We start from the raw sequence: 21,004 nt of genomic DNA, 5'->3' as shown, positions 1-21,004 counted from the left end.
TAAAAGTCTCGAAACTGAGTATTCAAGTATCCTGCCATTTACTTCAATAACTAGTTTGCGTGGCTGTTTCGTGAATATATAAGTATGAGCTTGGGTGATTGAGTTTAAAATAACGGAATGATGAATCGAAGGGAGCTCAAAGGTGATGAGGAAATTAGATGGTCAAGTAGTGTTGGTGACTGGTGCCAATCGCGGACAGGGTAAGGTCGTTGCAGAATACTTGTTATCTCTTGGCGCTTCGGTGGCTTTTGGAGCACGGAATGTCCATCTTGCTGAAGAGGTGGTGGCATCCACGGGATCTCCGTATGCACTTGCTGTACAGTTGGATGTAACGAAGAATGAGGAATGGATGGTTGCTACAGCTGAGGTCGTTAAGAAATTCGGTCGGTTGGATGTACTAGTGAACAATGCTGGGCTTCTGATCCGAAAGCCTTTTATAGAGATGAAAAAGGAAGAATACGAACAATTAATCCAAGTAAATCAGCTGGGGGTCTTTTTCGGAATGCAGGCAGCTATCCCTTATATGATTGAACAGGGAAAAGGTTCTATCGTGAATAACTTATCGATTTCTTCTTTCGCTCCGATTAGCGAGTCATCTGCATACGCAGCAACGAAAGCATCTGTGGTGGCGATGTCGAAAGCTGCAGCTATTGAACTCGGACCTTCAGGGATTCGTGTCAATATGGTTCACCCCGGTGGAGTAGAGACCGAGATGGCAACAGAGGGGAAAGGGATCCCGGAATTTTATGATTCGATCCCTCTCGGTAGGATTGGGCAGCCCCGGGAAATAGCTAAAGCTATTGCTTTCCTTGCTTCTGACGATAGTTCTTATTGTACGGGAACGGAAATCGTAGTGGATGGTGGGATGACCCTAGGAACGGCTGATCGATGATTATTTAGGCTTTTTGTAGGTGATCATAAATTCTTCTTTTGTAAGATAAAAGTCACGTTCTGGTCTGCGTTGTAACAAATGGTGATTTTCGAGCTTATAATAACTTATCCGTTTGTATGGGTCATCATTTATGACAGGGAGCTCCTGCGTCTGTTTCATATATTGGTCGACAGCATGTTGAACGAGATCGATATCCAGCGCAAGGTCCCGGTCCTGCTCTTCAAACAACTCATAGGTTTCCCGGGACATGTAGAAGTTTTGAATAGGTACAGCTTTTAAGTAGGGGGCTAAAAGGTCGTAATCCAAGGAAAGGTCCTCTTTGATGATCACACTCAGAGGAACATCTTTCGGTTTGGCATCCGCATAGGCATGGACGGCTTTTCGGACATCGTGGATGGATAAATCCTTCTTCTCTAGTTTCGGCTTCTTTTTTTTTCGACTCCACATGTGTATTCCTCCTAAATGAAATTTAACTTGAGAGGTGTTTTCAAATGAAAGGTCAACCCGTTCAGCCTGAACTCGATTTCTTCACATTACTTAATCCTGACTTTGGTCGTGGTGAAGAACAGAGAGGAAACAAAGGACAGAAAGAAGAAAAGGTGTAATTGTAGTATAGCAGAATCGTCGAAATGAAACATTTTTTAAGAATGTTTAGACTTTTGTCGGGTGATTTGGTAAATTAAAGAAGATGAGCGGTAGGTTCGACCTAAGCGTAGAGCTGCCGCCACTTGAAATGAAAGAGGTGTTGTAGTGGATGACATATGTTCATGGAAAAGAATACGAGATTAATCCCCAGACCATGGCTCTTATTGCCACAAACAATGAGGATGGACAAGCTTTTACAGAAGTAATGGAGACGGATGAGCGCTTTGTCATTTCGAAATGTCCAAGTGATCTTATTGATTGTTCCTGCCGTTACTTTGCCAGCAGCCTCGATGGTCGAATTGCTGGCACAAAGCAGCTGACCGGCTACACGCACAAACCTCCGATTGTCATATCAGAAGCGATGGCCATTTATTTCTTCCCAATTATCTCCCCGAAACGAAAAGACTGCTCCTGGATCGCCCACAAATATATTCGCTCCTACCGTGGCGAGCCTAATAAAACGACGACTGTTCAATTCACGAACGGTATGACCGTCAATCTTCCCGTTTCTGATGGCATGTTTGCCAATCAAGTTCAACGAACCGCTCATTTGCGCGTCATTCTTGAGGACCGTTTCCATTCGTCACCTGTGGTTGCTGATCATCGTGCTGAACGGATTGCTGAGACTTTCTCATAAGCTCGAACAAAATGTTTTCCACTTTTTTTCTGATGGCTGGATTGAAATAGTTGCGCTTCTCTTCATATCCATGAGCTAAAAAAAGGAAAGAGGTAAATGAATCGTTCCTTCCTGATTCAACCACCTGCAATTTCATCTGGTCCATTTGCTTTCTTAGTTTTCTCCGTTCCTCTCGCGCTTCCAGTTCCATTTTACCGAGCATCTCCATGTACGGCTCCTTGATTTTGAATTTCCCTTGTTCCATGTGCTTTCGATCCTGCCTGATTACAGTGATGGCCATAGACAAAAACAAATAGCGGGAAGCGAGATCCAATTCGTTTTGTTTTAGATACCTCATGTCATTCTCCTCCGAATACGAACAAGTGTTCTTATTTGTATTATACCACGGAAAGGTCCGATGTATGCAAGATAGTTTTGCAAAAAGGTTGAAAGTGGCAGGAAGGGGAAATGCTAGATAAGGGCTCACATACTGGTAGGCATAGAGCGGGATTTCAGATAAAATAAAGAAAAGCATACACTGTTCGCTAGTGTACATAAGGAGCAGCATCATGGATTCAGTGTTTGAAAAAATCAACCAATGGCGCCATTTAGCGGAGAATGATCAATTATTTGATTACATCATCAGGCAGCTGGAAGGATTGGAACGGTTTGGACCAATCCCGGGCATTCTATTTCCTCTTATCGAAGCGTTTTTGCCGATTTTGCCACTTGTTGCCTTTGTATTAGCCAATGCTGTCGTGTATGGGTTGTTCAAAGGATTTCTTTATTCATGGCTTGGGGCTGTTTTCGGCTCATTGTGCGTGTTTTTTATTATTCGTCGGTTAGGGGATAAACGTCTGTTCAGGAAAATTACAAGGCAAAAGCAAGTGAAGAAAGTGACGAAGTGGGTAGAAGAGCATGGGTTTGGCCCATTGTTCTTGCTCATGTGCTTTCCCTTTTCTCCATCCTCGATCATTAACGTGGTTTCTGGGTTATCCAATGTCAGTCGACAGCAATTCATTCTAGCCGTCCTTTTGGGCAAAGCAGTCATGATTTTTACAATTGCCTATGTAGGTTCGAGTATCGCATCGTTTGCGCAAAATCCAGTGAAATCCATTGTAGTCGGCGTTTGCATTTTGCTCTTTTGGGTGCTTGGGAAGTATATCGAAAAGAGAATACAAATAAAAGCGGAACAGAAAGCGTACAGCGGGGATTAAGTTTGTCTCAGCAGGGGTAAAATGTTTGTAGCATAACACCTGGAGGCGCAAACGATGAAAAAATATAAAAGAGCGATCAGAACGGTACTATTCGCCCTGCTGCTGGCTTTTGTGTTCCGCTCTTATTTATTCGCAAGCTACATTGTAGACGGCGAATCAATGGAGCCGACGCTCTATGACGGGAATTTATTAATGGTCAATAAAGCCGTCTATGATTGGCAGGATATCGGAAGACAGCAGGTTATTGTTTTTCACGCAAATGAAGAAGAAGATTATGTGAAGCGCGTGATAGGAGTCGGCGGGGATGAGATTGCTGTTCGGGATGATCAGTTATATATCAATGGTAAACGTGTTGACGAAAGTTACCTCGATCCACTCCGTCCGAATGATGGGCTGCCTTTTACAGAGGATTTCACGTTGGAAGAAGTGACCGGACATCAAAAGGTCCCGAAAGGCCACTTATTTGTAATGGGGGATAATAGAAGGGACAGCCTGGATAGTAGATATTTCGGGTTTGTACCTGCTGATACCGTCGTCGGAAAAGTGGATGTGCGTTACTGGCCTATGAATCAACTCGGCGTTCAGTTTTAAAAAAACCGTCCTTACCGGGCGTTTTTTTTATGTCCATCGTTATTGAACACTATGGCAGGATTGTTAAAGAGCGGGAGGGCATCATAAACGGTGCAAAAATGATAAAATATAAACAGAATGAGAAAGAAAGGAGCGGTCGGTATGGGGTTGCGTTTTTTGCTCGGTCGTTCAGGAGCAGGAAAAAGTACGCGTTGCTTAAATGAAATAGAAGCAAAATTAAAAGATGACCCACGAGGGCCGGCAATCATCTATATCGTTCCGGACCAGATGACCTTCCAACAGGAATACGGCCTTCTCAAAAGAGAGGGAGTGGAGGGCTCTATTCGTGCCCAAGTTTTCAGTTTTTCCCGGCTGGCCTGGAGAGTGCTCCAGGAAACTGGAGGGGGAACGAAGAAGTTCATCACGTCCACAGGTGTTCAGATGATGCTGCGCAAAATCGTGGAGGAGCGGACGTCCGATTGGCGTGTCTTTCAAAAAGCGGTGGAGAAACAGGGGTTCATTGAACAACTGGAGGGGATGATTACAGAATTCAAGCGTTACCGCATTACACCGGATGATCTTCAAGCACAGATGGACGCGCTTGATCAGTTCGTTCACACTACGAGTCAGGAACAGGGTTTAAGAGACAAGTTGGATGATATGACATACATTTATGATCGTCTTGTTGATGCGCTGAAAGATCAATACATAGATAGTGAAGACCAGCTAAAGCTTCTTGCCAGCAAAATTCCTGAGGCCTCTTTTTTAGATGGAGCAGAAGTGTACATCGACGGGTTCCACAGCTTTACGCCTCAGGAGTATCAAGTCATTGAAACTCTTTTGAGAAAGGTGAAGACGGTTCATGTGACGTTGACAACAGAGGAACCGGCAGGAGAAGAGAATCCTGAGCTTGACCTTTTCCATGAAACGAAACAAACGTACCTTGATCTGAAAAAGGTGGCTGAGGAAGCGGGGGTCAGGCTGGAAGATACGGAGGTGCTTGACCATACCTCTGGTCGTATGAAAGACCAGCCCGCCTTTCTACATTTGGAAAAGTATTATGATGTAAGGCCGGCAGCTCCGTGTGAAGGGAAAGTACCGATTCAGATTGCAGAAGCGGTTCACCCTCGTGCAGAAGTCGAAGGGGTGGCACAGGAGATTCTTCACCTCGTTCGTGATCAAGGCTATCGCTATAAGGATATAGCCATTTTGATGCGCGAGCCGGACGTTTACCATAGTCTGATTGAAACACTCTTTGATGATTATGAGATCCCGGTGTTCATCGATGAAAAAAGGACGATGCTCAACCATCCCATGATTGAACTCGTCCGTTCTGGTCTGGATGTTGTGGAAGGGAATTTCCGTTATGATGCTGTGTTTCGACTATTAAAAACCGGCTTTATTCCAGCGACAGACCGAAGGCATCCATTGAATGAAGATGCGATTGACGAACTGGAGAATTACGTACTGGAGTATGGCATACGGGCGCGCAGTCAATGGTTTTCTGATGAGCCGTGGGTTTACCAGCGTTTTCGTGGATTTGAACAGTCCGCACAAACGGACGAGGAAAAAGCGAAACAAACCCGGATCAATGCGTACCGTGACCAAGTACGCCAAGCGCTGCAGCCATTTGATGAGGAGCTTAGGGCAGCCAGAACGATTGAAGAGCGGGCACGGGTCATTTATTTATGGCTGGAAGGTTTGCGCGTTCCGGATCAACTCGAGTCCTGGCGTACGTTTTATGATGAAAAAGGAGAAATCGAGCGGGGGCGCGAACAGGCGCAAGTATGGGATGATTTCCTGCAACTGCTCGATGAAATGGTGGAAATGGCCGGTGATGAAAAAATGTCACTCCAAGTCTTCCGCAGTACCATCGATAGTGGTTTGGAATCTCTCACCTTCGCCCATGTTCCGCCAAGCATGGACCATGTCATCGTCGGAAGTGTCGATCGTTCAAGGATGACAGGAATTAAAGCCGCTTTCCTCCTCGGTGTGACTGATGGGATGTGGCCGATGAAGCCGCCGAGTGATGGGATGATTTCTGAACAGGAACGTTCCTTGCTTGCGGAGCACGGCATTCAGCTTGCCGATGGCAGCAATCGCCAGCTCTTGGATGATCGCTTTTATGTGTACTTGGCTCTGACGATGCCCGCAGATCGATTGTGGATCAGCTATCCGCTCAGTAACGAGGAAGGGAAGTCCAAAGTTCCGGCGACCCTCATCCAACGGATTGAGGAGTTGTTCCCGAATACGAAGGAACATGTGCTTTTACAGGATCCTGATGATTTGTACGAAGCAGAACGGTTTATTACGAATCCGCAAAAGACGAGGTCGGCACTTACTTCGCAGTTCGCCCGATATTTGAAAGGATATTTGATGCAGCCAGTCTGGTGGGAATTGTTGAACTGGTATATTGAGCACGAACCTTCCCATGGATTGACGAACCGTGTATTACAGAGTCTTTTTTACAAAAATAAACCGGTATCCCTTTCCAAGGATACTACGGGGCAGCTATTCGACAAACAGGTGAAAACAAGTGTTTCAAGGCTGGAAACGTATCACCGTTGTTCGTATCAATATTTCGCTCAGCACAGTCTCGGGCTTGAAGAGCGAAGAACTTATAAGTTGGATGCCCCTGACATCGGTCAGCTCTTCCACGAAGCGCTCAAGCAAATCACGGAATGGGTTCAGGCTGAAGGACGTGACTTTTCTCAATTAAATCGTCAGGATACGAACCTTTATGCAGAAAAAGCCACCAATACACTGGCACCAATCTTACAAAATCAAATCCTAAAGAGTTCGAACCGCTATCAATATATTCAGAAGAAGCTGCAACAGGTCATTGCACGAGCGACGTTCGTTCTAAGCGAGCAGGCTAGGAGTAGTCAATTTTCCCCTGTCGGTCTGGAGCTTGGGTTCGGGACTGGCGGCGATGCGAAACTGCCTCCATTGTCTTTCAACTTGCCGAATGGATATGAACTTATGCTCCGCGGACGTATCGATCGTGTAGATAAAGCTCTTTCAGAAGAAGATTTATTTTTGAGGATCATCGATTACAAATCAAGCAGTAAAGGCTTGAGTCTCGTTGACGTTTTTTATGGTTTGTCGCTGCAGATGCTCGCTTATTTAGACGTTGTGCTGACCAACGCTGAACACTGGCTTGGAAAAAATGCAACCCCTGGAGGTGTGCTTTATTTCCATGTGCACAACCCGATGATCACAGGAAAACAGCTCCTTAAAGATGAACAGATTGAAGAAGAGATTTTCAAGAAGTTTAAAATGCAAGGGCTGCTTCTAGAAAATGAACGTGTCGTCCAAATGATGGATACAGGTCTTGAAAAAGGATATAGCCAAATCGTGCCTGCCGCTTTGAAAGCAAAGGGTGGATTTTATAAGAGTTCGAAAACAGCGGATGAGGAGCGTTTTGAACAACTGAAACAGTATATCCGCGGGCTGATGACAGAAGCGGGCACAAGAATAACGGATGGAGCTGTCGATCTTGATCCGTTTCAGAAAAACCAGCAGGTCGCCTGTGAATTTTGTTCGTATCGATCTGTCTGTCAGTTCGATCCGACATTAGAAGAACATAACTATCGCAAACTGCAGGACATGAAAGATGAAGATGTTCTGGAGAGACTGACGAAAGGGAAGGAGGATGCGTAATGGTCAGTTGGACAAAAGAACAAGAGCGGGCGATCTATTCGCATGGATCGAACATCCTCGTGGCTGCGGCTGCTGGTTCGGGCAAGACAGCGGTCCTCGTCGAACGGATTATTCAAAAGCTCCTTCATAAAGATGATCCTGTAGATATCGACTCCTTGCTTGTGGTGACGTTTACGAATGCTGCGGCTCAGGAGATGAGGAACCGTGTCGGACAGGCACTGGCGAAGGCTTTAGAAGAAAATCCAGGCTCTCACCATTTGAAAAAACAGCTGTCCTTGCTGCAAAATGCTTCCATCTCCACGCTCCATTCGTTTTGTATGGAAGTGGTGCGTCGCTATGCCTACTTGCTTGATCTTGACCCTGGATTTAGAATTGCCGATACGGTCGAATCGGACTTGATTCAGCAGGAGGTTCTTGAAGAGCTATTTGAGGACTGGTATGGGAAAGAAGGCGAAGAACAGCAGCGTTTTTTCGATGTGGTTGAAAGGTTTTCAAGCGACCGGAGTGACTTGGATGTAGAAAAATTAGTACTTGATTTATATACGTTCGCGACGCAAAACCCGTGGCCGGATGCCTGGATCGATCAAATGGTAGACATGTACAATGTGGCCGATGTCGAAAGTGAAGGGGACCTACCGTGGCTCAACCTGTTGAAACAGGAAGTGAAAAGCCAGTTGAAAGCGATGGAAACAGAAGCCCAGCAAGTATTGGAGCTCACACGTGAACCGGACGGCCCCTATGCTTATGCGGAAACCGCAGAGTTGGACCTAGAGTTGATCCAGCAGGCAAAAGGAGCACTTGCTCATTCCTGGTCAGAGATGCAAAGTTTTATGGCTGGACAGAAATTCGCCACGCTATCTCGAAAGAAAATGGACTGTGATGCAGAAAAAAAAGAAAAGGCGAAAAAGATTCGTGACCGTTATAAGAAACGTTGGAATGAGGTTCGTGATGAATGGTTCTCACGTTCGCTTGAAAGCTATTTGAAGGATATGCAGGACCTGCACCCCGTCATGGAACAGCTTGCCGTCATCGTGAAGGACTTTAAAGAGCGATACGAGCAGTTGAAAAAAGAAAAAGCGATTGTCGATTTTTCAGACCTGGAGCACTATTGCCTGCATATATTGCTTGATGATACAGCGACTCCTGTGGACCTTGTGCCTTCTCAGGTTGCGGAAAGTTTCCAAAAGCAGTTTTCAGAAGTGTTAATTGATGAATATCAAGATACGAACCTTGTCCAAGAAACCTTACTTCGACTTTTGACGGAAGGAAAAGATGCCGGGCACTTATTTATGGTTGGAGATGTAAAACAGAGCATCTACCGGTTCCGACATGCAGAACCTTCCTTATTTTTGAATAAGTACAAGCTATACGGAAATGAAGAGAATGACGGCGAGCGGATTGACCTCGCTCGTAACTTCCGGAGCCGTAAGCAAGTGCTGGATGCGACGAACTATATCTTCCGCCAAGTGCTTGATGAAGAAGTCGGAGAGATGGAGTATGAAAAGGATGCAGAACTTATTTACAGCAACAAAATATATGATGAATTAACAGCTGATGATGCCGATGCGGAGCTTTTCCTCATCGACCGGGAATCACAGGAAAGCGACAGTGACGAAGATGAGGCCTATAAGGATTTAGAAAAAGCCCAACTCGAAGCTCGCGCTTATGGGAAAATGATTCGTAAATGGCTGGGGTATGAAGACGAGGAACCTCTTCAAGTCGTGGATAAAGAAACAGGAACGAAGCGTCCATTACAATACCGTGACATCGTCATCCTGATGCGTTCGATGACATGGGCATCGACCATCGTGGACGAATTGAAGCAACAAGGCATTCCGATTTATGCTGAGCTCTCCACAGGGTATTTCGAAGCGATCGAAATCAAAGTGATGCTCAGTCTGCTCAAGGTGATTGATAACCCGATGCAGGATATCCCGCTCGCATCGGTACTCAAATCGCCAATCGTTGGTCTTAATGAAGATGAGCTTGCACAAATTCGTCTTGCAAAGAAGCGCGCGACATATTATGAAGCCATGCAGGCTTATGTGGCTAAAGATGAGCTGGGACGTAAAGTAGATGCGTTCCTGGATTCATTAAGAAGCTTCCGTGAACGGGCGCGTCAAGGAGCATTATCTGAACTCATTTGGGACATTTTCCGTGAAACTGGCTACTACGACTTTGTCGGTGGAATGCCGGGCGGGCGTCAGCGCCAAGCCAACTTGAGAGCTTTATACGATCGCGCCCGCTCCTATGAAGCCACCTCTTTCCGTGGGCTGTTCCGCTTCCTTCGTTTTATTGAGCGGATGGAAGAAAGAGGGGATGATCTCGGAGCGGCTCGTGCCCTAGGTGAGCAGGAAGATGTCGTCCGGATCATGACGATTCACAAAAGTAAGGGACTGGAGTTCCCTGTCGTCATTCTTGGAGCCATGGACAAGCAGTTCAATATGATGGATTTGAAGAACCGATACTTACTGCATAAAGACTATGGGTTCGGCTCACGCTATATCAATCCAGAAAAAAGGCTCATGTACCCGACGCTTGCTTATCACGCATTGAAAGAAGCCAAACGTCGTGAACTTTTAGCGGAGGAAATGAGAGTCTTGTACGTCGCGTTGACAAGAGCGAAGGAGAAGCTTGTCATGGTCGGCAATGTCGCTTCTTTTGAAAAGAAACAGGAGAAATGGCAGAACTTTGTGGATGCCCGTGACTGGGTGCTGCCACCTCATGATCGTTTGGAAGCAAAGTCTTACCTCGATTGGGTCGGTCCTTCATTAATACGTCATCAGCACACGGTTGACCTTCGGGGAGATGTGGAAGTGATGACCGCTGAAGAGATTCACTATGACGAATCACAGTGGCGGGTACACATTGCTCATGGAAGTGAATTCAGTGTCCTTGACGAGGTGAAAGAAAAACGGGATGAACAGTTGCAGCAAGCGGTGGAGGAATGGAAGCCGGTAGCGGTTCCTGAAGAGGTGGATGAATCCTATGTGAAGCGCCTCGACTTTGTGTACCCTCATGTCAAAGCGGCTCACACCAGAGCCAAGCAGACCGTTACCGAAATCAAACGTCAGCGCGAGACGAAGGATGAATACTCAAGCGACCAGCTGCTTGTCCCTTACCGTGCACCAATCGTTAAACGCCCTCGTTTCATGCAGGAGGAAAAACAGCTGACTGCAGCGGAACGCGGAACAGCGATGCACACCGTCATGCAACACCTGCCTTTTACAAAACAGTGGACGAGTGAGGAAGTGGAAGAGTACGTGGAGCACCTGGTTCTCAAGGAAGTACTCCGGCGCGAAGAGGCTGATGTGATTGATTTTAAAGCCGTAGCCGACTTTTTCCACACCGATATAGGGGAATATGTATTGCAAACGGATCAGATTGAACGTGAAGTTCCATTCAGTTTAACTTTGCCTGCCGATGAGGTTTACGCAGACTGGGAAGAAGCGACGGAGGAGCAGGTTTTCATACAGGGTGTCATTGACGCTATGATTCCTTATGAAGATGGCTGGATGATTCTGGATTATAAATCGGATGCGATTCCTGAAGGTGCAGACGATGCAGCATCGAAATTGGCGGACAGGTACCGCACACAATTAAGCTTGTATCAAACGGCTCTTGAAAAGATTTGGAAACAGCCTGTCCGCAAGAGGTGTTTGTATTTCTTTGAAGGATCCTTCATGGTGGAGGTTGATACACATGGGAGAGACCTGTGATTTATGTTCCCGCTCACCGGTCAAGACGACAGAGCATCACTTAATACCGAAACAATACGGTGGCGTGGAAGGACCGACGGCGATGCTGTGCAGCGCTTGTCACCGCCAGATTCATGCATTATTTACAAATGAAGAACTGGCCGCTTTTTATCATAGTGTCGAACGTTTGAAAGACCATCCGGATATGCAGAAGTATTTACGATGGGTGAAAAAGCAGGACCCAGAGAAGAAAATAACGACTAGAAAATCGAATCGAAGAAAGAGGAAATGAAGAAACCGGACACGTGTCCGGTTTCTTTTTTTGATGAAGGAGGTCGTGCAGTGTCCCTTCCTAAACTTAGGAACAGGAATAATAGAGTGCAGGAAAGTGCCTTAACGCGAGGGGAAGTGACTTAATTCAAAACGGCAACAAAAAAGCGCCCTGACGATCAAGGGCACTTCATTAATCTCTAAGCATTTGCTGTAATATTTTGATCGGCAACGTCTGGGTCAAATGGGTTTGTAGAGCTGAGTCCGTTGTTTGTAATAATCCAGTTTCCGGTGTTCAGAGCTCCCGATCCGGCATTCGTTTTGCCTGTAGATTTCGGGGACAGATAGAAAGAATCTCCAAAGTTAACTACCCCACCACCGACGCTGTTTATATTGATGGGTCCGACAATAGCCGGCATCGCAATCGCCTCCTTTTTGGTGCGATTCAAGCATTATAGTTACAACGTATGCACGTTGGGCTGTTATTGTTCTTCCTCGCGCAATAATCTGAAGTGTTTCGTGTAATTGATGGCGTCTATATGATCAATGCCGCCAATTTGAAAAACAGCAGCTGTCGAGACCCCGACGACACGGACATAATCGACTTCAATCGGGCGATTTTGGTAATGAAAAGAGTCCATTTGAATCGGTTGTAACGGGGGCGAACTCTCCTGTGAGAAGATAGGGAAGTCTTCAAAATCGTAGATGTCACCCTTGAACTGTAAACCTTCTTTTTGTACAGCCAAAACTTTTGATGATGGGGCTGCACGGTACACGTCACCAATATCGACTATGGAGCCAATAAGCACAGACGTAATGTCTACGTGCTGAGTGTAAACCATCCTCTTAATCATTCGGTTCCATCTCGACATTAGAAACTTCTTCAATGTTTTCAAAAGGACCTATGATTAAAGATTCTGGAGGAGTGTCAAAGAAAGATTGCAGGCGGATGGTTTTATTATCTCCAATTAAAAAGACGGATGAACCAGAAACGCCTGTCACGCGGATGTTTCCTACGTGCAGGCCATAGTTGTGTACAACATGATTCAACGGTCCTCATCTCCTTGAATCGTATCGAAGTATTGCGCAATGGAATGTTGGATTTCTGTTTGTATTTGATGGAATAACGTTTCAGGTGGAGCTTCTGGTTCTTGATTACGGTAATATTCCATGCGCTGCGGAAGTTGTTTACGGACATCTTCGATCATTCGTTCTTTATGCTTCTCACTGACTTGAATATCATGATCACGGCAGTACTGATTCATCCAGACGGGGATGTCGGACACCATATATTCCTGTAAAAAGTGAAGCGCCTGATCATCCGTTTGTGGCAATTGTTTTCCTTGGTTGCTATATAAGTCTCCAATTTCAGAGAGGTCGGATCCATTTGGGGTCAGCCCGATTTGCAGGGTTCCTTCGAGCGTCTCGATTTTCAGCTGATCAAATTTATATTCGATCTTTTCTATGACTGTCTTTGGTGGGTGTTCAATGGATTGGATCTGCTCGATTTTTTTCTGTAATTGTTCAATCATTTTCTGCTGTTGTTCCATCTGGTTCATCATTTGCTGGACCCAGGATTGCCAAGAATGATATTGGTTCAAGTGCGCTCACCCCCTATCCTATCTTTATGAAGAAGGGGGGACATCTATGTTATGGAAAGTGGAACAAGCGTGCCGCCTCCTGCTTCTGGGATGATGACCTCTCCGTCTTTCGGCTGGGCTTTGGGCGCAGGTCCTGTATAGCCGCCTGTGTTGTACAAATCAGCTTTTGATTGGATGACTCCGGAGCTTCCGATTTGAAGAACAGAAGAGTTAGCTACCGATCCGATTCTCAGGACGTGGATGTAGATGGATTGATGAACAGTAAGATTCATAGACACACCTCCTACGCATTATTGATAATAGGCTGATCAATAAACTCCGAGTCATTAATGAACGTATCCGATCGGTTGATGTTGATTCGGATGCCGTCACCGGTATTGAAGGAACCTCCACCGGCAAAAGTCTTTGCTGTCGCTTCCGGGGCCATATTGTAGACGTCACCGATGTTAAAAATACTTGAAGACGAAAGAGAAATGACTTTAACGGCTCCGACTTTTGCTGGCATAACGAAAAACTCCTTTCTACAGTTTATGAAACTTCATTGTCTAAATGACGTAAGAAAAGTAAAATAACTATCATAGGGGGAATACATATGAAAAGGAAAGGTTCGCCTCTCCGGGAATCGGAACGGCTCGACTGGGTCGATGCGGCCAGGGGACTCGCCATTCTCGGAATCTTTATGGTCAATGTACCTGCGTTTAACGCACCATATTTTTTATATGGGGGCGCAGCGGAATTTTGGCCGTCGCCTCTCAGTCATACCGTGCAGAATTTTATTGATATTTTCTTTCAAGCCAGTTTTTATACGCTGTTTTCCTTCATGTTCGGATTTGGCATTCAAATGATGAAGGACCGTCTCGTTGAAAAACAGATTCCATACCATCGTGTTATTTTCAGGCGTCTTCTTGTACTTACAGGATTCGGTTTCATACATGCTTTCCTTATCTGGCATGGGGATATTCTGCTTTCTTATGGAGTACTCGGATTAATATTACTGGCCTTTTTCAACGTGAAGGAAAAAACGTTGTTGAACTGGGCGTTTGGAATGCTTGCTTTTCTTGTGCTTCCACTGACTTTTTCGCTGTACATGATCAGGGATCAGGTGCAGGGCATCGTCAACCGGCCGGCGATTCAAGAAGCACTTGAGAACTATGGGACCGGATCGCTCGTTGATATCTGGCGTCAAAACTTAGCGGATTGGGTATATGCCAATCAATGGGGGAATATTCCATTTCTTGCGTTGAGTTTAATTCCAATGTTTTTATTCGGCATGTATTTTTGCCGTAAGCGATGGCTTCATAAACCGACTGAACATTGGAGTTCTATTAAAACTGTATGGGTGTGGACGGGTATAGTGTTCCTCATTTTCAAAGCAGGCCCGCATCTATTCGGAAGCCCGGAATGGTTTCAGCTGGCCCAGGATAGCATCGGTGGTTCAGCCTCAGCTATCTTTTATGTCTTATCTATTACTCTATTGTTCCAGACATCAATTGGTGCCCGTATCGTTCATCCTTTAACATGGGTCGGCCGGATGTCTTTGTCGAATTACATCCTGCAGTCACTGATCAGCTTTATCCTTTTTTATTCGGTCGGTTTTGGTTTATATGGTACCGTTCCACCGATTGGAAGTTTCCTCATTGTTTTGGTTATATTTACGGGTCAGGTCTTTGGAAGCAAGGCTTGGTTGAAAAAATTCCGGTATGGTCCGTTGGAATGGTTATGGCGGACGTTGACGTACGGGAAGAAGCAGCCATTAAAGAGAAAAAGTGAGGCGGCTTCATAAGAGAAGGGGGCAGATGTCTTGAATCGTGATCACCTCGTGAAAGAAAGCAGGAAATGGGTAGAAGATGCGATAATCAGTGAAGTCCAACGTGAACAATTGTTGGAACGCTACTCTAAGAAGCAGAATAAACCCGTGCTGCTCACCTTTGCAGCTCTTTTCATAGGTCTTGCATTTTTGACTTTCGTTGCATCAAACTGGTCCTATTTGACGGATCTCGGGAGAATGGTGATTCTTCTTACTTCACTTACGGCCTTTTATTTATGCGGAGATTGGGTGTACAGGAAAAAATCCAAACCTGTAGGCATCAGTCTCATCATGATTGCTCTTCTGGTCTTCGGTTCCAGTATTTTTCTAGTCGGTCAAATGTATCACTATACGTCTTATAGTGCTTTTCCATTTTTCTTATGGTCGATCGTGGCCTTCGGTTTGTTTCTCATTTTTAAAGACCATACATTTTTTTACGCGACACTAGTGATTATGACGGTGGGTCAGCTGTACAGCGGAATTGTTTTTCAGCACTTTCATATATGGCTTGGCCTTCTGTTCATTCTCGGGTTGGGATGGGTTGTGTTAAGTTCACGGAAAGTGACTCAACTTGCTGCATATGGAGCCAGTTACACGCTTCATGCTGTCATTCTCGTATTTAGTGAAGGAATGCCCTACTATTGGTTGATTGCGTTTTTCTTACTGCTGTATGTTGTAGAGGATTTCCTGCTTGAAAAAGGAAGTGTGCGCGTATTTAAGACGCTGAGCATATTTTCCGTTTTTACCATGCTGGTTTTGCAGGTTTTTTTCCTTGGAAACGAATATGTGGGGGAACTGACAGAATCATCGCTTTACTTCTTCCTGGCCTGGGCCATTTTGTTCTTCTTCTCTGTGGTAAGGTCTGCTATGAGCTCGACCAACTACTACTGGATTGACTTGTTATTGTTTGTCCCTGTCTTCCGTTTTGAATCAGGAGATATGCTTTCCCTCCTCATCTTGTTTCTTTATTCCCTGCTGTGGTTAATTTCAGGTTATCAGCAGGAAGTGTCACGATGGGTCAACAAAGGGACAGTCGCTTTTCTTCTGACTACTTTTATTGCTTATTTTCAACTCGCTTGGGATTTCATGGATCGCTCGTTGTTCTTCTTGATTGGCGGCGTTTTATTGTTTGCGCTCAGTTACTTCCTCGAGAAAAAACGGCGTACCATCCATAAAGGAGGAGAAGAGAAATGAAGCAGCGCTGGTGGTTTTATGGGCTTGTCACTCTACAACTCTTGTTTCTTCTTCTCATGTCCGCCTCCTATTATGCGATGGATCTCTGGGGACAGACAATTACACTCAAGACGGCACCCGTGGACCCCCGTGATCCTTTTTACGGAGACTATGTAACACTGGATTATGCCATTGAACGAATTCCTGAAGAGAAATGGTTGGTCGAAGAACCTTTGAATCGCGGAGAAAAAGTGTTTTTACTGCTTGAGGAAAATGACGAGGAAATATATGAGCTTGTAGAAGCCTCCACTTTGTGGCCTGATACAGAAAGCAATCAAGTGGTGCTTTCTTCTAAGTATCAATGGTCTGATCCTTCACTTCAGCAATATCAAGTGGATATTGGCCTGGGGAGGTATTACATTGAAGAAAACACAGGCACGTTCTGGGAACAGAGAGAAGAGCGGGAAGTAGAAATTGTTCTTGCTCCTTGGAAACAAAAGAAAATTGCTTCTCTAAATTAATGAAGACGGCAGCCCATATAGGGGCGGCCGTCTTTTTTTTGCTTAGCTTAAGACTGCTTTGATTTGACTGATGGCCCAGTCCAAGTCATCCTGCTCAATAACGAGAGGAGGAGCAAAGCGGATCACATTTTCATGTGTTTCTTTACAGAGCAGTCCTTTTTCTTTCAACTCTTCGCAGTACTTGCGGGCAGGCTCTGTCATTTCAACACCGATAAAGAGACCTTTTCCGCGAACCTCTTTAATTTTCGGGTTATCGATCGATTTGAGCTCCTGCATCATATAGTTTCCTAGTTCAAGCGAACGCTCCGCCAGTTTCTCCTCTTCAATCACTTCAAGAGAAGCCACTGAAACGGCGCAGGCAAGTGGGTTGCCGCCAAATGTGGAACCGTGAGAGCCTGGGTTGAAGACACCAAGGACTTCCCTGTTTGCAACCACACAGGAGATTGGGAAGACACCTCCGCCGAGAGCTTTACCGAGAATGAGCATGTCGGGGCTGACATTTTCCCAATCGCAAGCAAACATCTTACCACTACGGCCAAGACCTGCTTGAATCTCATCCGCAATGAACAATACATTGTTCTCCTTACAAACGTCATAGGCTTCTTTAAGGAAGCCTTCCGGCGGCATGACGATGCCTGCTTCCCCTTGAATTGGCTCAAGCATGAAACCGGCTGTATTTTCTGTGATCGCTTCTTTCAGTGCATCAATATCTCCATAAGGAACGAGTTTAATGCCTGGAAGCATTGGTCCGAAACCGCGTTTGTATTCCTTCTCAGAAGAAAGGGAGACCGCTGTCATCGTCCGGCCATGGAAGTTTCCTGTACATGCAATGATCTCTGCTTTGTCCTCTTCTACTTTCTTAACATCATAAGCCCAGCGTCTTGCCGATTTAATGGCCGTTTCTACAGCCTCAGCTCCTGTGTTCATCGGAAGAGCCATCTCTTTATTCGTCAGCTTACAAATTTTCTCGTACCACGGGCCGAGCTGATCATTGTGAAAAGCACGGGAAGTCAAGGTTACACGGTTCGCCTGATCAGTCAGCGCCTGAATGATCTTCGGGTGTCGGTGTCCCTGGTTGACCGCTGAGTAAGCGCTTAACATATCCATATAACGATTTCCCTCAGGATCCTCCACCCATACACCTTCGGCTTTAGCGATGACGATCGGAAGTGGATGGTAGTTCTTCGCACCATATTCCTGGGTTTGATCAATAATGTTTTGACTACTAATTACAGACATGCAATCCCTCCATTTTCATTTCAGTCTTTCATCATTATAACAGGTTTGCTCTTTATTTTCTTATAATTTCGAAAATGCAGTCTGCATTAAAATAATAGGAATATGCGGAACAGTCATGGTATCATAACCGTAGATTCATATGAAAAGGAGGATAACAAAATATGGCGCACTTACATATTACTTCATGGGTCATCGCATTCGTACTTGTCGGTCTTGTAACCATGTTCAGCCGCAAAGGCAGTGAAAAAGCAGCAAAGATCTCTCACATGATTCTTCGTCTTTTTTATTTGCTTATTCTTTATTCCGGAGGTTCATTGTTTGCAAGCTACGCCGAATACGGTCCGCTTATCATCATTAAACTGCTCGTCGGTTTATGGACCATCGCTTCCATGGAAATGGTAGCTGTCAAATACAAAAAGAAGAAGCCAACAGGCATTTGGTGGGCACAGCTTGCCATCGCTGGCATCATCGCGATCATTCTTGGATTTGGCTTCTTACCAGCCGGCATTCTGCCAGCATAAAAATAAAGCTGCATGCGACGTTCGCATGCAGCTTTTTCATATCAAAAAAGGGGGCTGTGTTTTTGTGTCTGATGTTCGTCCGTTATTTTGGGGGGATAACGGTGATAATTATTATCAATTACAATGATAATCATTCTCATTGTTTATGTCAACACTTTTCTCTTATTTTTTTATCTATTTCAGAAAAGCTCCTGATGTTTGCTGCTGAAGTTCTGTGCATAGGTTGGGGTGGGTGGCTTGATCTTAATGATAAACACGTAAAATACACGGATAAAACTCAAAAGTGACAGACATACGTCTTCCGAAAGCTGTTGACAAAGACTCAAACCCTACTAATAAATACAAAAAACCTACTGGAAAGAATGGTTGAAACGTCTACAAAGAGTCTAGAAGATATTGATTCTGTATATTTGTAAATTTCATCTCAAGCTGCTTTTAAATACTTGGAAAGAGGTGTGTCCCTTCAATACGCCAGCGAACCACAGGGATCTTCCTATTGAGCCTTACACCTTCTGGCACCACCTTTCCTAGTACAGGGAAAGTGGGAGAGGTTTCATAAGAAAAACACTACCATCATATAGTGAGTCATGATGGTTTTTTTATGTGAAAATCCAGCGCTGTAGCGTGACTTGCGCATTTCGTATGAAAAAAGGATGGTGAGGCTAGATGTGTGGAATTGTCGGATGGGTCGATGCAACACATAAAACAGAGGAAAAGGCTTCGATATTGGATCAAATGGCAAACACGTTGCAGCACCGTGGGCCTGATGATTACCAGAAATGGATAGAGGGACCGGCTGCATTTGGTCACCAACGTTTAATTGTTGTGGACCCTGCCGGAGGTAAGCAACCGATGATCCGCAAGGCGCGGGATGAAGAATACATTTTATGCTATAACGGAGAGCTTTACAATACAGATGATATCAGAGACCAACTAAAGGCAAAGGGGTGGACGTTCCAGTCCCATTCAGATACTGAGGTGGTCCTCGTCAGTTACATGGAATGGGGAACCGCATGTGTTGACTACATGAATGGAATCTTTGCGTTCAGTGTCTGGGAGAAAAAGCGCGAGCGCTTATTTTTAGCCCGTGACCGGCTGGGTGTTAAGCCGCTCTTTTACAGTGACAGAGGTAATGGTGTGATGTTTGCCTCTGAAATGAAGGCCATATTAGCCCACCCTGAAGTTTCAGCTGCTGTTGACAGTAATGGTCTCCATGAACTCTTATCCTTAGGACCGTCTAGAACACCTGGGGAGGGGATTTTCCAAGAGATTAATGAAATCCGGCCAGGTCATAGAGCTGTCTTTGATAAAGGAAAATTAAAAATCGATAGGTATTGGAACGTAGAGAGCGCTCCTCATGAAGACTCGTTCGATGAGACAGTTGCGCGCGTGCGCGAATTGTTTATGGATGCTTCCCAGCGCCAGCTTGTTTCTGATGTGAAACTTGGGACGTTTTTATCTGGAGGCGTTGATTCAAGTGCCATTACGGCTGTAGCCGCTGAAAAATATAAACAAGATCAGTTAGGGGCGCTTCAGACATTTTCCATCGACTATAAAGACCAAGAGAAATTTTTCAAAAAGAATGCGTTCCAACCAGATCGTGATGAAGCGTTCATCAATCTTGTCAGTGCAAAGAACCAAACCAAACACTCTGTGATGGAAGCAAGGACAGAGGATCTTGTTTCACGTTTGAAACGGGCGGTAGAGCTCCGCGATCTCCCAGGTATGGCGGATGTGGATTCATCTTTGTTGTGGTTTTGTGAGGAAATTAAAAACCATGTAACCGTCGCTCTTTCAGGAGAATGTGCCGATGAGATTTTTGGAGGATATCCCTGGTTTTACCGGAAAGAGGATAAAGAACGAAGAGGATTTCCATGGATTCGCTCCCTTAATGAGAGGGTCTCTCTTGTCCGGCAAGATTTAAATGGGGATATTGATATTGAATGGTATATGTTGAAGCGATATCAGGAAACCGTTGCAGAAACACCGCTGCTTGCAGGTGAGGATGAAGACAGTAAGAAGCACAGGCAAATGTCCTACCTCAATATGAACTGGTTTATGCAGACCTTACTGGAGCGCAAAGACCGAATGAGTATGGGGGCGAGTCTTGAGGTGCGTGTACCTTTCAGTGATCACCGCCTTGTTGAGTATGTATGGAATGTACCATGGAGTATGAAGTTTTATAATAATCAGGAGAAAGGCCTGCTGCGTCAGGCACTCCGAGGAATTCTACCAGATAAAGTACTCTTCCGGAAAAAGAACCCCTATCCGAAAACCTTCCACCCTGACTATACGAAGGCTGTTTGTACATGGATGGAAGAGACGCTTGCAGATTCGAATGCTCCGCTCTTTGATATTTTTGATCGTGATCAGGTGCGGAAGTTAAATGATTCGGAAGGGAAGTCGATTGATACACCTTGGTTTGGTCAGCTGATGACAGGGCCGCAGCTCATTGCTCACCTTTGTCAGATTGACCACTGGCTAAGAACCTACAAAGTTACCTTCTAACCAAACCGCCCACTTTCAGGGCGGTTTTTTCAATTCCGCTAATCCCATATAAGCTCCCTATTC

At 45.2% G+C, this 21,004-nt stretch carries 21 protein-coding genes; 12 read left to right on the top strand and 9 right to left on the bottom strand.

The features are described from left to right. Positions 1–145: 145 nt before the first annotated feature. Entirely contained in the window at positions 146–892 is a 747-nt protein-coding gene (locus tag HFA01_RS05955) for an SDR family NAD(P)-dependent oxidoreductase (RefSeq protein ID WP_146814227.1), read from the top strand. Here the strand turns inward: HFA01_RS05955 and HFA01_RS05950 are convergent, their stop codons facing one another. After that, entirely contained in the window at positions 893–1,339 is a 447-nt protein-coding gene (locus HFA01_RS05950) for a DUF3939 domain-containing protein (RefSeq protein WP_146814225.1), read from the bottom strand. A gap of 307 nt (positions 1,340–1,646) precedes the next feature. Between HFA01_RS05950 and HFA01_RS05945 the strand changes: the two genes are divergently transcribed. Next, the gene (locus HFA01_RS05945; RefSeq protein WP_146814223.1) at positions 1,647–2,174 is read left to right on the top strand and encodes a competence protein ComK; all 528 of its coding nucleotides are present in this window, start codon (positions 1,647–1,649) and stop codon (positions 2,172–2,174) included. Here the strand turns inward: HFA01_RS05945 and HFA01_RS05940 are convergent. Next, on the bottom strand, positions 2,095–2,511 hold the full coding sequence (locus HFA01_RS05940; RefSeq protein ID WP_146814222.1) for a YhjD family protein: 417 nt from the start codon (positions 2,509–2,511) through the stop codon (positions 2,095–2,097). The two genes, HFA01_RS05945 and HFA01_RS05940, sit on opposite strands and share 80 nt — an antisense overlap. 211 nt (positions 2,512–2,722) lie before the next feature. On the opposite strand from HFA01_RS05940, the gene HFA01_RS05935 reads away from it, so the two are divergent. The 5 genes from HFA01_RS05935 to HFA01_RS05915 all read left to right on the top strand — a co-directional run bounded on the left by HFA01_RS05935 (position 2,723) and on the right by HFA01_RS05915 (position 11,593). After that, complete coding sequence (locus tag HFA01_RS05935) at positions 2,723–3,370, top strand: TVP38/TMEM64 family protein (protein ID WP_146814220.1); 648 nt, start codon at positions 2,723–2,725, stop codon at positions 3,368–3,370. A 54-nt stretch (positions 3,371–3,424) separates the two neighbouring features. Next, positions 3,425–3,961 (top strand): signal peptidase I, encoded by a 537-nt coding sequence (gene lepB / locus HFA01_RS05930; protein WP_146814218.1) that lies wholly within the window; start codon positions 3,425–3,427, stop codon positions 3,959–3,961. A 141-nt stretch (positions 3,962–4,102) separates the two neighbouring features. After that, entirely contained in the window at positions 4,103–7,603 is a 3,501-nt protein-coding gene (addB, locus tag HFA01_RS05925; RefSeq protein ID WP_146814216.1) for a helicase-exonuclease AddAB subunit AddB, read from the top strand. Then, entirely contained in the window at positions 7,603–11,322 is a 3,720-nt protein-coding gene (gene addA / locus HFA01_RS05920) for a helicase-exonuclease AddAB subunit AddA (RefSeq protein ID WP_146814214.1), read from the top strand. Before addB ends, addA begins: the two co-directional genes overlap by 1 nt. Next, a complete protein-coding gene (locus HFA01_RS05915; protein WP_146814212.1) occupies positions 11,306–11,593 on the top strand; it encodes an HNH endonuclease in 288 nt (95 codons plus the stop codon). The genes addA and HFA01_RS05915 overlap by 17 nt, the downstream gene beginning before the upstream one ends. Before the next feature lie 178 nt (positions 11,594–11,771). Here the strand turns inward: HFA01_RS05915 and HFA01_RS05910 are convergent, their stop codons facing one another. The 6 genes from HFA01_RS05910 to HFA01_RS05885 all read right to left on the bottom strand — a co-directional run bounded on the left by HFA01_RS05910 (position 11,772) and on the right by HFA01_RS05885 (position 13,677). Beyond that, a complete protein-coding gene (locus HFA01_RS05910) occupies positions 11,772–11,990 on the bottom strand; it encodes a spore germination protein (RefSeq protein WP_146814210.1) in 219 nt (72 codons plus the stop codon). 63 nt (positions 11,991–12,053) lie between these two features. Beyond that, positions 12,054–12,425 carry a spore germination protein GerPE gene (locus HFA01_RS05905; protein ID WP_146814208.1) on the bottom strand — a complete coding sequence of 124 codons (372 nt, stop codon included), beginning with the start codon at positions 12,423–12,425 and terminating at the stop codon, positions 12,054–12,056. Then, positions 12,418–12,621, bottom strand: coding sequence for a spore germination protein GerPD (locus HFA01_RS05900; RefSeq protein ID WP_146814205.1), 204 nt, complete (start codon positions 12,619–12,621; stop codon positions 12,418–12,420). Before HFA01_RS05900 ends, HFA01_RS05905 begins: the two co-directional genes overlap by 8 nt. Continuing rightward, positions 12,618–13,172, bottom strand: a complete 555-nt coding sequence (gene gerPC / locus HFA01_RS05895) for a spore germination protein GerPC (RefSeq protein ID WP_146814203.1) — start codon at positions 13,170–13,172, stop codon at positions 12,618–12,620. Before gerPC ends, HFA01_RS05900 begins: the two co-directional genes overlap by 4 nt. A gap of 44 nt (positions 13,173–13,216) precedes the next feature. Next, complete coding sequence (locus tag HFA01_RS05890; RefSeq protein ID WP_146814201.1) at positions 13,217–13,444, bottom strand: spore germination protein GerPB; 228 nt, start codon at positions 13,442–13,444, stop codon at positions 13,217–13,219. An 11-nt stretch (positions 13,445–13,455) separates the two neighbouring features. Next, the gene (locus tag HFA01_RS05885; protein ID WP_146814198.1) at positions 13,456–13,677 is read right to left on the bottom strand and encodes a spore germination protein; all 222 of its coding nucleotides are present in this window, start codon (positions 13,675–13,677) and stop codon (positions 13,456–13,458) included. A gap of 87 nt (positions 13,678–13,764) precedes the next feature. Here HFA01_RS05885 and HFA01_RS05880 point away from each other — a divergent pair, with 87 nt between their 5' ends. The 3 genes from HFA01_RS05880 to HFA01_RS05870 are packed head-to-tail and all read left to right on the top strand — an operon-like array spanning position 13,765 to position 16,673. Further along, complete coding sequence (locus HFA01_RS05880) at positions 13,765–14,955, top strand: DUF418 domain-containing protein (RefSeq protein WP_146814196.1); 1,191 nt, start codon at positions 13,765–13,767, stop codon at positions 14,953–14,955. A gap of 18 nt (positions 14,956–14,973) precedes the next feature. Beyond that, on the top strand, positions 14,974–16,173 hold the full coding sequence (locus HFA01_RS05875; protein WP_146814194.1) for a DUF2157 domain-containing protein: 1,200 nt from the start codon (positions 14,974–14,976) through the stop codon (positions 16,171–16,173). After that, positions 16,170–16,673, top strand: a complete 504-nt coding sequence (locus HFA01_RS05870; RefSeq protein ID WP_146814192.1) for a GDYXXLXY domain-containing protein — start codon at positions 16,170–16,172, stop codon at positions 16,671–16,673. Before HFA01_RS05875 ends, HFA01_RS05870 begins: the two co-directional genes overlap by 4 nt. A gap of 42 nt (positions 16,674–16,715) precedes the next feature. Here the strand turns inward: HFA01_RS05870 and HFA01_RS05865 are convergent, their stop codons facing one another. After that, positions 16,716–17,912, bottom strand: coding sequence for an ornithine--oxo-acid transaminase (locus tag HFA01_RS05865; RefSeq protein WP_146814190.1), 1,197 nt, complete (start codon positions 17,910–17,912; stop codon positions 16,716–16,718). 161 nt (positions 17,913–18,073) lie between these two features. Between HFA01_RS05865 and HFA01_RS05860 the strand changes: the two genes are divergently transcribed. After that, a complete protein-coding gene (locus HFA01_RS05860; RefSeq protein WP_146814188.1) occupies positions 18,074–18,433 on the top strand; it encodes a YisL family protein in 360 nt (119 codons plus the stop codon). A gap of 666 nt (positions 18,434–19,099) precedes the next feature. Then, positions 19,100–20,941, top strand: a complete 1,842-nt coding sequence (gene asnB / locus HFA01_RS05855) for an asparagine synthase (glutamine-hydrolyzing) (RefSeq protein WP_146814186.1) — start codon at positions 19,100–19,102, stop codon at positions 20,939–20,941. The last annotated feature ends 63 nt before the right edge of the window (positions 20,942–21,004 follow it).

Origin of the sequence: Halobacillus faecis, assembly GCF_007991335.1 — a bacterium.
Taxonomy (GTDB): Bacteria; Bacillota; Bacilli; order Bacillales; family Halobacillaceae; genus Halobacillus; species Halobacillus faecis.
This window is presented reverse-complemented; position numbering and strand designations above follow the sequence as displayed.